Annotated in this window: 12 protein-coding genes; 11 read left to right on the forward strand and 1 reads right to left on the reverse strand. The window is 62.7% G+C overall.

Features of this window, described 5'->3' with window-relative positions; genetic code table 11:
* Positions 1 to 229 (forward strand): hypothetical protein (locus SZ63_RS13120; protein ID WP_206539412.1); only part of this gene is annotated, 229 nt, incomplete at its 5' end.
* A 367-nt stretch (positions 230 to 596) separates the two neighbouring features.
* A complete protein-coding gene (locus SZ63_RS08135; protein WP_048184074.1) occupies positions 597 to 1,346 on the forward strand; it encodes a coenzyme F420-0:L-glutamate ligase in 750 nt (249 codons plus the stop codon).
* Here the strand turns inward: SZ63_RS08135 and SZ63_RS08140 are convergent.
* Complete coding sequence (locus SZ63_RS08140; protein WP_048184076.1) at positions 1,343 to 1,501, reverse strand: preprotein translocase subunit Sec61beta; 159 nt, start codon at positions 1,499 to 1,501, stop codon at positions 1,343 to 1,345. The two genes, SZ63_RS08135 and SZ63_RS08140, sit on opposite strands and share 4 nt — an antisense overlap.
* A 44-nt stretch (positions 1,502 to 1,545) precedes the next feature.
* Between SZ63_RS08140 and SZ63_RS08145 the strand changes: the two genes are divergently transcribed.
* The 9 genes from SZ63_RS08145 to SZ63_RS13025 form a co-directional block, all read left to right on the forward strand.
* Complete coding sequence (locus tag SZ63_RS08145; protein ID WP_052959111.1) at positions 1,546 to 2,592, forward strand: amidohydrolase family protein; 1,047 nt, start codon at positions 1,546 to 1,548, stop codon at positions 2,590 to 2,592.
* A gap of 36 nt (positions 2,593 to 2,628) precedes the next feature.
* Positions 2,629 to 3,057, forward strand: coding sequence for a universal stress protein (locus tag SZ63_RS08150; RefSeq protein WP_048184078.1), 429 nt, complete (start codon positions 2,629 to 2,631; stop codon positions 3,055 to 3,057).
* Positions 3,058 to 3,071: 14 nt separating this feature from the next.
* Positions 3,072 to 3,932, forward strand: coding sequence for a CBS domain-containing protein (locus SZ63_RS08155; RefSeq protein WP_048184080.1), 861 nt, complete (start codon positions 3,072 to 3,074; stop codon positions 3,930 to 3,932).
* A 145-nt stretch (positions 3,933 to 4,077) separates the two neighbouring features.
* Positions 4,078 to 4,722: an archaeal proteasome endopeptidase complex subunit beta gene (gene psmB, locus SZ63_RS08160; protein WP_048184083.1), complete on the forward strand. Its 645-nt coding sequence runs from the start codon at positions 4,078 to 4,080 to the stop codon at positions 4,720 to 4,722.
* A 20-nt stretch (positions 4,723 to 4,742) separates the two neighbouring features.
* A complete protein-coding gene (locus SZ63_RS08165) occupies positions 4,743 to 6,635 on the forward strand; it encodes a beta-CASP ribonuclease aCPSF1 (RefSeq protein WP_048184085.1) in 1,893 nt (630 codons plus the stop codon).
* A gap of 2 nt (positions 6,636 to 6,637) precedes the next feature.
* Positions 6,638 to 7,705, forward strand: coding sequence for an MFS transporter (locus SZ63_RS08170; RefSeq protein ID WP_048184087.1), 1,068 nt, complete (start codon positions 6,638 to 6,640; stop codon positions 7,703 to 7,705).
* 38 nt (positions 7,706 to 7,743) lie between these two features.
* Positions 7,744 to 9,174 (forward strand): aldehyde dehydrogenase family protein, encoded by a 1,431-nt coding sequence (locus tag SZ63_RS08175; RefSeq protein WP_048184089.1) that lies wholly within the window; start codon positions 7,744 to 7,746, stop codon positions 9,172 to 9,174.
* Between the two features lie 241 nt (positions 9,175 to 9,415).
* Complete coding sequence (locus SZ63_RS08180) at positions 9,416 to 10,207, forward strand: fasciclin domain-containing protein (protein ID WP_048184091.1); 792 nt, start codon at positions 9,416 to 9,418, stop codon at positions 10,205 to 10,207.
* Between the two features lie 482 nt (positions 10,208 to 10,689).
* Positions 10,690 to 11,125, forward strand: a 436-nt coding sequence (locus tag SZ63_RS13025) for a DUF4430 domain-containing protein (RefSeq protein ID WP_162199202.1), incomplete at its 3' end; no start/stop codon positions are given.

Here is an 11,125-nt window from a genome sequence, read left to right on the forward strand (position 1 = left end):
CCGGCAGTCGTTCCCCGCACCTTCGGTGCTCAAACTCCTGCTGTTCCGGCAGTCGTTCCCCGCACCTTCGGTGCTCATGCTCCGGCTCTACGACCCGCCGCAACTCACACCTGACGGTGCTCAAACTCCTGCTGTTCCAGCAGTCGTTCCCCTCCCCAGGGGGCGGGGGCAGTGCATGGCGATAAGCGACTGGCCGAAGGGCAGGAGATCGAGCACCGGAGGTGCGTAGGCCACCACGGTCCACTGCACCGGGCTTTTTCCTCGCTTCGGCTGTTTAGTTTGCCGCACAGCGAAGACCTCCGGTCTTCTCATGCTCCGGTCCTTACGCACCATCCAGCTCCGAACCGCCGCACAGCGAAGGCCCTTGGTCTTCTCGAACCCCCATCATCCCATCCTTCACAACCCGCACCTTTGGTGCTCCTGCTCCGGCCCTATGGCCCGTCACAACCCACACTCGCCGGCACTCAAGCTCCGTGCCTCCCCGTCCGCCGCGCCCGGCCGGAACCGGAAATAATCTCCCCAATCCGGCAGAGCCCCTTGCGAGCAAACCCGAGCATTTTTCTGCAATCGGAGACGACCACTGATCCGTGAGTCCAATGGATATCCAGGTAATCGGTGTTCGGGGTCTTCCCCTGATCCAGCGAGGAGACGATCTCCCCGCCCTGATCAGTGAGAAGGTCGCGTTCGAGGACGGGGACATCCTCGCCGTCGCCTCGTCCGTCTACTCGAAGGCGAAGGGCTTCACCCGCGAGCTTTCCGCCATCGTCCCCGGTGCGGACGCCGTGCGGATCGCGGCAAAGACGAAGGAAGATCCGCGCTTCGTACAGGCAGTGCTGGACTCCTCCACCGACATCCTGCTCGAATACCCGTTCATCCTCTCCGAACTGCCGTCCGGCCACATCGGCGTCCGGGCGGGCGTCGACCACAGCAACGTCGAAGACGGCCGGCTGATCATCCTCCCGCCCGACCCTATGGCGGCCGCCGCCGAAGTCCGGGACGCCATCCGCCGCATCACCGGAAAGGACGTCCGGGTTATCGTCACCGACACCTGCGGGCGGGCGTTCCGGCGCGGCCAGACCGGTATCGCCATCGGCTGGGCGGGCATGACGGCCATCGACGACTACCGGGGCGACACCGACCTCTTCGGCCACGTCCTCGAGATCACCGAAGAAGCGGTCGTCGACGAGATCGCGGCCTTCGCGAACTTCATCATGGGCGAGAGCCACCAGGGCGTGCCCGCGGTGGTCTTCCGGAACTGCCGGGCGTGGAACGGGCACGATAACGTCTACTTCATGCCGGCGGAAGATATCATCAGGACCGCGCTGAAGGAGAACAAAAAGGATTAGAAGAGGGCATTGAGAACGAAGACTGCCACTCCGATCACGACGGTTATCACGACAACGGCTATCGGGCTGATATGGATGGCCCGGTGATCGTCACTGTCGTAATAATTGACCAGGCCGGCAGAGGATACCAGTCTTCCGCCAGATTTCTTCGCCATACTGAAGTATTCTCCTTTGCAATATATAAAACAGAGGATCAGTTATGCAGGAAGCCAAACCCTACGTCGTCACCGGCCGTGCGCTCCTCGGCGAAGACCTCCGGGAAGAAGACGTCACCATCACCGTCTCGGAGGGGATCGTCACCTCGATAGAGCCCGCTTCCCGGACGCCCGGGAGGTGGATTGTGCCCGCCTTCTTCAACGCCCACACGCATCTCGGCGACACCGTTGCGATGGACCTCCCCGCCCGGGGCAGCCTCGCCGACCTCGTCAAACCCCCGAACGGCCTGAAACACCGGATCCTCGCGGCGACCCCGCGGGCCGAACTCGTCCGGGGGATGCGTGCGAGCATCACCGCGATGATTGCCACCGGGACGACCGGGTTCGCCGACTTCAGGGAGGGCGGGCCCGAGGGCGTCGCGGCGCTCCGCGAGGCGGCGGCCGGGCTCGACTGCCGACCGGTCATCCTCGGCCGCGAAGGCGGCGAGGAGGTGAGCGACGGGGCGGGCATCAGCAGCGTTCACGACGTGGCGAACGCCGAAGAGATCGTCAGGGAAGCGCGGGCGGGAGGGAGGCTCGTCGCCTTCCACGCGGGCGAGAGGAACCCCGACGACATCGACGACGCGCTCGCGTTCGAGCCCGACCTGCTCGTTCATTGCACCCACGCGACGGACGCGCACCTCCGCCGGATCGTCGACATGGACATCCCCGTCGCCGTCTGCCCGAGATCGAACTGGCTCCTCGGGGTCGCGGCGTCGGCGGCCCGCCCGCCTATCACGCGCATCCTCGAACTCGGGGGCACGCTCTATCTCGGAACGGACAATGTGATGTTCGTTCAACCCGATATGCTCCGCGAGATGGCTTTTGCCGCGACCATCTACCGCGCGCGCCCCGAAGAGATCCTCCGCGCCGCGGTGTCGGGGGCCCGGCTGGCGGGGGCGTCGGGATACGTTGAGGAAGGGCAGAAAGCGAATTTCCTGGTCATAAACCCGCTAAAAAACAATATTTCCTTCAGCAAGGACATCCGGGCGACCATCGTAAAACGGCTGGATTCTTCATCTATTTGCCAAACAGTTTTAACCATGCAATAGAAATCAGATAAAAAGTATCTGTTCTGCGTGGTGTGTATGTTCCGTAAGATACTAGTCGCTATGGACGGCTCCGAACCGGCCAACCGGGCATTCGAAACAGCCCTCGGTGAGGCCGGCGTCTGGAAAGCCGAAGTTCATGTTGTGTATGTGGTCGAATCCGGGCTATTTTCTTCCCTTCCCATGGACAACACACTCGAGATCATCTACAGTGTTTTGCAGAAGGAGGGAGAAGATGTTCTTGAAGCGGCTCGTAAGAAAGCGGATGCGGCGGGAGTATCGCTCGTCACGCATCTCCGGCAGGGGCACGCGGGGTCCCAGATCATCTCTCTCGCCGAAGAGCTGGGCGCCGATCTCATTCTCCTCGGCTCCTACGGGAAGAGCGGCGTCGACCGGCTCCTGCTCGGGAGCGTGACCGATTACGTGGTGCAAAACAGCCCCATCACGACAACGGTGGTGAGATCATAGCCTCTCTGCAGCAGATGGTCGTTCGGGACTTCATGATAACCGACGTCGTCTGCGTCGAGATCCCCGGCAACCGGGACGATGTCCTGCGTATCCTGAAGCGCACGGGCATCAGCGGCGTCCCGGTCCTCAAAGACGGCGAGCTCGTCGGCATCATCACCCGAAAGGACCTCCTCCGCAAGGCGGAAGAGACCCAGCTCGGGCTCCTGATGACGCCCGATCCGGTCGTCATCCGGCCGGACGCCCCCATCTCGGAGGCGGCCCAGCTGATGGTGCGCCACAACATCAGGAGGCTTCCCGTCATGGAGGGCGGGACGATGGTCGGGCTGATCAGCGTGGCCGACCTCATCGGCGCCATCGCCCAGCTGCGTTCCACCCTCCCCATCAAGGACAACTACGTCAGCAAGACCTATGCCCTCTGGGAGGAGACACCCCTCTCGCTCGTCGGGAGGATCCTCGAGATCTCCGGCTACGACGCCATCCCCGTCCTGATGGAGGACGGCACGCTCACCGGGATCATATCGGAGCGGGACCTCATCAGGCATTCCCGTATCGAGGACGGTGTCGAGGTCAGCGACTTCTCGAACGGCACGGACGACGACGAGTGGACTTGGGAGAGCATCCGGGACATGCACACCATCAGTTACGGCATCTCCAAGATCCAGCTCCTTCCGATCCCCGTGAAGAACGCGATGGTCAAGAACGTCCTCGCCGTCCCCCTGAACGCCGAGGTCGGCGAATGCGCACTGAAGATGCGGCGGGCCCGGGTCGACCAGCTCCCGGTGGTCAACGGGAACAAACGGCTTGTCGCCATGCTCTTCGACCGTGAGTTGATCAAGGTGCTGCTGCCTGACCAGCAGGCCCTGCGAAAGAATTAAGGGGCAACATTCATATAATATACAGATGCCTATCCCTGTCGTGCCGTGACCCGGTACGGCGATAAATTTATGTTTTATGATATCGCTATACGCTTAACCGCTTTTGAGCGAGATAAGGCGTTTTAATGGTTTTAGGGGTGCTTCAATGCTTGATACTTCCCAAGAGATTATGAAAGGTACAACTACCGTGGGACTGATCTTCGACGGCGGCGTGGTCCTTGCAACGGAGATGCGAGCGACGATGGGAAACATGATCGCAAGCAAGCGTGCGAAGAAGATCTACCAGATCACGCCGAGGATCGGCCTTACGACCGCCGGCGGCGTCGGCGACGCACAGCAGCTCGTCCGGATCCTGCAGGTCGAGTGCAACCTCTTCGAGATGCGGCGCGGCAAGACGATGTCTGTGGGTGCCGCATCGACCCTGCTCTCGAACTACCTGAATCAGAACCGCTACTATCCCTACTACGTCCAGCTCCTGATGGGCGGGTTCGACGACGAGGGGCCGAGCGTCTACTCCGTCGACGCCATGGGCGGGGCGACCAAGGAAGAGGATCACGTCGCCACCGGCTCGGGCTCCCCCTTCGCCTACGGCGTGCTCGAAGACCAGTATCGCCCCGACATGAAGGAGGACGAGGCGAAAGATCTCGCCGTCCGTGCCGTCAGATCGGCGATGCGCCGTGATTCCGCATCCGGCGAGGATATCATGGTGGTCGTGATCACGAAGGACAAATACGAAGAACACATTGAGAGCGGGTTGCAGAGGCCATCGGCAGCCCGCCCGATACCCTGATATTTTTTAGGACGATTTTAATGGTTATTGAAGAGAAACTCCAGGAGCTTAAGGAGCAGATCAACAAGATTGTTCCCGGTGGCATAACGATCTCGAACGTCGAGTTCGAAGGTCCCGAGCTCGTCATCTATACCGACGATCCGAAACAGTTCGCCGACCAGGCAGACCTGATAAAAATACTGGCACGCGATCTTCGGAAGCGTATCGTCGTGCGCCCGAATATCCTTGAAGACCCGGAGCGGGCCGCCCAGGAGATCCGGGCGGTCGTGCCGGAGAACGCGGGGATCACCGACCTCTTCTTCGACCCGGAGACCGGCGAAGTCCTGATCGAGGCGGAGAAGCCCGGCGTCGTCATCGGCAAGAACGGGGTGACCCTCCGGGAGATCACGAAACAGATCGGCTGGACGCCGAAGGTTGTCCGGACGCCCCCCATCGAGAGTTCGACGGTGAAGCAGATCCGCACCTATCTCCGGTCGGTGAAGGACGAGCGCAAAACGTTTCTGCGGGCGATCGGCCGCCGCATCCACCGTGAGGTCACGAGCAAAGACCAGTGGCTGCGGGTCACCACGCTCGGGTGCTGCCGCGAGGTCGGCCGCGCCGCGTTCCTGGTATCGACGCCGGAGAGCAAGATCCTGGTGGACTGCGGCGAGAAGCCGGGCAGCATCGCGAACGGGACGCCGTACCTCTACGTGCCCGAGATCTATCCCCTGGACTCGCTCGATGCCGTGGTGCTCACCCACGCGCACCTCGACCACTGCGCCCTGGTTCCGCTCCTCTATAAATACGGCTACGAGGGCCCGGTCTACTCGACCCCGCCGACGAGGGACCTCTCGGCGATGCTCCAGCTCGACTACCTGGACGTCGTCCGGAAGGAGACGGACAAGATCCCCTACACCTCGAACGAGGTGAAGGCCTACATGAAACACTCCATCACCCTCAACTACGGCAGCGTGACCGATATCGCCCCCGACGTCAAACTCACCTTCCACAACGCGGGGCATATCCTCGGCTCGGCCATCGCGCACTTCCATATCGGCGAGGGGCTCTACAACATCGCGTTCACCGGCGACTTCAACTACCAGAAGACCCGGCTCTTCTCGCCGGCGGTCTCGTCCTTCCCCCGGCTCGAGGCGCTCTTCATGGAGAGCACCTACGGCGGGTCGAACGACTTCCAGCCCCAGAGGAAGGATGCGGAGGACAAACTCTACGAGACGGTCTCGACGACGATCAAGCGCGGCGGCAAGGTGATCATCCCCGCGTTCGCCGTCGGGCGGTCGCAGGAGGTCATGCTCGCCCTCGAGGAGGGTATCCGGCGGCAGAGGATTCCGCCGGTGAAGATCTACCTCGACGGCATGATCAAGGAGGCGACGGCGATCCACACGACCTACCCGGAGTACCTCAACAGCGATCTGAGAAACCAGATCTTCCGCGAAGGACTGAACCCCTTCCTCTCCGAGGCGTTCGTCCAGGTGGATTCTCCCGACCTTCGCGAGAAGGTGATCTCGGGCGACCCCTGCGTCATCATCACGACGAGCGGTATGTTAAACGGCGGGCCGGTGATGGAGTACCTCAAGGCTCTCGGCCCGGACGAGCGCAACTCGCTCGTCTTCGTCGGCTACCAGGCGGACGGGACGCTCGGGCGGCGCATCCAGAAGGGCTGGCGCGAGATCCCGCTCGGGTGGCGCGAGACGATCGTGATCAACCTCGAGATCGCGACGAGCGACGGGTTCTCCGGTCACTCCGACCGCAAACAGCTGATGAACTACGTCGCTCACCTCCAACCGCGCCCGGAGAAGATCTTCACCATCCACGGCGACGAGAACAAGACCATCGACCTTGCAAGCTCCATCTACAAACGGCATCGTATCGAGACGCATTCTCCCATGAACCTTGAGACATACCGCATGATCTAGGAATGCTGCAAAAACTCCCCATTCTCCTCGGGATATTCGTGGTGATGGCGCTCTCGAACGCCGTCGTCCCGGTGCTTCCCGATTTTGCCGAGGGGGCGGCACTGCAGGGCGTGGTCTACTCCGCATACTTTTTGGGCGCGTTTCTGACGGTGCTGCCGGCGGGGCTTGCAAGCGACCGGATAGGCAGCGTGCCCCTCATCCGCGCCGGCCTTCTCCTGACTCTTGCAAGCGGCGTCCTCATCCTGCTCTTTCCTTCGGGCCTGCCGCTCCTCGCCTTCCGGGTGATCGAGGGGATCGGGGCCGGGCTCTTCCTCTCGGCGGCGCTCGCGTGGGCGAACTCCCAGCCGTCGGCCGGGCAGCTCAGCGGCTATGTCATGGCGGCCCTGAACCTCGGCCTGGTCGTGGGGCTTCTCGCGACGGGCTGGCTTGACGCGGCCCTCGATACCCATCTTGCGGGGATCGCTCTCTTCACGGTGCTCGCGGCCCCGACGGCTGCAATGAGTTTCGTCGTCCGGGAGAGCGAGCGCACGGGTTTTGCGAAGGCGGATTTCGCAGGGATCGTGCGGAACTACTTCTGGCTCTTTGCTGCGGCGGTCGTTCTGGTGGGGATGACCGGGGCGGTGGCGGCCGTCTACCCCGAGTACACCGGGAACGACTCGTCGGTGCTCGCCCTGCAGCTCGCGACGATCAACATCGCGACCATCGTTGCCGTTCTCGTCGCCCCCCGGATCAGCTTCCGTCCCGTTCCGACTATCCGGGCCGCCTCGCTCCTGATGGCGGCGGCGGTTCTGGCGGGCTACGTTACGCCCTACGCGTTCCCCGTAATCGGGGCGCTCTCGGGCGTGATCATCGTCGCGACTCTCGCGTTCCTCGCTGAGACGAAGATCGAGCAGGGCGTGATGACCGGGCTCTTCAACACCGCGTCCTACGCCGGGTTCACGTTCCTCTCCGCTCTTGCCGGGCTGGTTGCCGGGGGGGTCGGGTTCCTGGCCGCATTCCTCCTGCTGGCCGGGATGGCGGTGGCGGTGGCCGTCCCCATCGGCAGGTGCCGGTGCGCGTACCGCGGGTGACGGAGCGCATATTACCCCTCCCCTCCATAGGATCACCTATGAAGATGATGATCGGCGGCGAGCGATGCGATTCGGTTTCGGGGAAGATCTTTCCGGTGCACAACCCCGCGACGGGCGACGTGGTCGGTGAAGCGCCGCTCGGCGGTGAGGATGATGTTTTAGCCGCGATCGAGGCCGCCGGGGAGGCTTTTTTCGACTGGGCCGCGAAAAGCCCGAGGGATCGGGCGAAGATCCTCTTCTTCGCCGCGGAGGAGGTCCGGCGCAGGAACACCGACCTTGCGGCGCTCCTGACCGCCGAACAGGGCAAGCCCATCCGCGAGGCGGTCGACGAGATCAACGGGTTTGCAAACATCCTCGAGTACTACCACAGTCTCTCGGCGGGGCTCCGGGGCGAGTTCGCGAACCTCAAGGGCTACGGCCGCACCACCATAGAGAGACGGCCGCTCGGCATCTGCGGCGCGATCATCCCCTGGAACATGCCGGCGATCATCATGGGCTGGAAGATAGGCGCGGCTCTCGCGGCGGGGAACACGGTGGTCTTAAAACCCGCCCGGACCGCGCCGCTGACGTGCATGAGGCTCGCGGAGATCCTCGGGGAGGCGGGTCTCCCGCCGGGGGTCTTGAACGTCGTCACCGGGCCGGGCGAGACGGTCGGCCGGGAGATCGCGAGGAACCCGGCCATCCGGAAGGTCTCGTTCACCGGCGAGGCCGGGACCGGGAGGCAGGTCGCCATGGACGCCGCCCCTGCGATGAAGCGGCTGACGCTGGAACTCGGGGGGAGCGATCCGATGATCGTCTGTGACGATGCCGATATCGGAGCGGCCGTCGAGGGGGTCGTCAGGGGACGGTTCTACAACTGCGGCCAGGTCTGCACGGCGGTCAAAAGGCTCTACGTCTTCGACGCGATCGCGGACGAGTTCGTCCGGCGGCTGACGGCGAGGGTCGAGGGGATCGTGGTCGGGAACGGCATGGACCGCGGCGTCGGCATGGGCCCGCTGAACAACCGGGCAGGCCTTGAGCGGGTCGTCGATATCGTCGATGCCGCCCGGGAACGGGACGAAGGGGAGATCGTCGTAGGAGGGCGGGTGCCCGAGGGGGAGCAGTACAGGCGCGGCCTCTTCTTCCTGCCGACGCTCGTTGCCGGCGTTCCGCACGACTCCGCCCTCTTCTCCGAGGAGGTCTTCGGCCCGGTGCTGCCGATCGCCGCCGTCTCCGGTCTTGAGGAGGCGCTCGATCTCGCGAACAACAGCCGTTACGGGCTCGGGGCGTCGGTATGGACCCACAGCGCGGACACGATCGCCCGCGCGACGGAAGAACTCGAGGCGGGGATCGTCTGGGTCAACCAGCACCTGAGGATCCCGCCGGAGGTGCCGTTCGGGGGGACGAAGGCGAGCGGCATGGGGAGAGAGAACGGCAGCCGGGCGCTCGAGGAGTATACGGAGGAAAAGGCCGTGCTGGTGCGGCTGTAGAGGCCGGAACCGCCGGCAAGTCCCGTTGATCGTCCGCCGGCACGCGAGACGGAGAGCCTTCCCGGGCGCGATGTGGGATTTCCCCGCCGTGCTTCGTCCGGGCGGCCGGGGTCAGGGTTCCCGGTGTGTCTGAAAATATGTTTGAGATGTCTTTTGGGCAATCGGGATTTTTATTACGATTATAGCAAGATTTATATAATTCCTTGCCTATCCTCCCCCTCTCCCAAGGGGGGATGGTAGTATGAGACGATGGATAACCCTATGCGCATGCATTCTTGCTCTTCTTGCGATGCCGTTTGCCGTAACGGCGGCGGTGATCGGAGACGAGAATGCAACGGCGACGCCCATGGGCGAGACCGGGCAGATGGATAACCAGACGGCGAACATGACGATTGCCGCCTACATCAGCGAGGACGAGAACCTGACACGGCTGGCCGCAGCAATCAGTGCGGCGGGTCTTTATGACACGTTGAACGGCGAGGGCCCGTACACGATCTTTGCCCCGAGCAATGAGGCGTTCGACGCTCTCGGGAACGACACCGTGAATCAGCTCATGGCCGAGCCCGACAACCTGACGATGGTCCTCCAGTACCACGTTGTCGAGGGAGAGTACACCTCGGAGAACATCACCAGCATGGCCGGGAACCAGACCGGAGAGCAGAACCAGACCGCCGGAAATGAGTCCGAAGGCGGGGTGCTCGACATCTTCAGCGGGCTTCTCGGCGGCGAGAACGAGACCGCGAGCGAGAACATGAGCACGCTCACGACGCTTGCCGGTGAGGACCTGAACGTCTCCGCCACCGACGGCGAGGTCATGGTCGAGAACGCCACCGTCACCATGGCGGACATCAACGCGACGAACGGCGTGATCCACATCATCGATCAGGTGCTGGTGCCGCCGGGCGTGAACGTGACGGCGGCCGGGAACGAGACCGTGGCACCGATGGGTGTGACGACCACGATGCCGGCCGGAGAGACGCCGGCCGCGACGACGGCCGAGAACCAGAGCGGCTTAGTCGGCGTCGTGCAGTGATGTAGAGCGCGGCGGAGGGCGGCAGGCGCCGCTGGCCCGCCCCGGAGGTTTCTGGACGGCACCCGGGTGCCGTTCGGGCTGCACCGCCTCTTCATTTTTTATCGTAACGCAACCCGCGGAGATTCCCGGGTTGTTTCGTGTATCCGAACGGCAGGCCGGACCCCGGGGCGTCCTGAACGTGAACCGGAGATTTTCCAGAAATTGTCTTCTTCTCCTTTCGGCGATAGAATGATGCCGCCGTGTGATGGGTGTGTGGAGGGAATCGGCCCGATCCATGACGTGATTTTTTCGGACAGGCGTTCGAGCATTATTATCATAATATTTTTATATTATCTTGCTCATTCCCCTGCTCGCAAGGGGGGATATGTATGAGACGACCTGTATTGTTCGGTTTGTGCATCGTTCTCCTCCTATCGATCTCCGCCGCAAGTATAGCGGTCTCGATTGGAGAAGGGCCTGTCGAACTGAACCCTGATGAGACTGTGAACATCACACCGGTAAACAGCACCGAGACCTACGAGGTGCCGGAGACGACTGTGCTTGGAGCACTTGACGCCGCCTCGATCCTCGGAGCATTCGAGTACCAGGTTGCTGAAGACCTGCCTCCGGAAGAGGGAAATTTCAGCATTCTATCGATTGCAGGTATTGAGAATGAGCTTGTAAATGAGACGCCGAACAACTGGACCTACTGGGTGAACGGCGAGCAGGGCACGACCGGGCCCGCGGTGACGAACGTGACCGACGGAGACAACCTGACCTTCTCCTATGGACCTCCGTCGCACACCCTGGAGGATGCCGCGTATACGCTGATCTTGAACGTGACCGTTCTTGAGGCGGTTGTAACGCCGACACCGACGGTGAACGTCACTCCGAGTCCGACGGTGAACGTCACTCCGAGTCCGACGGTGAACGTCACTA

Source organism: Methanoculleus sediminis, from assembly GCF_001017125.1.
Classification (GTDB): Archaea; Halobacteriota; Methanomicrobia; order Methanomicrobiales; family Methanoculleaceae; genus Methanoculleus; species Methanoculleus sediminis.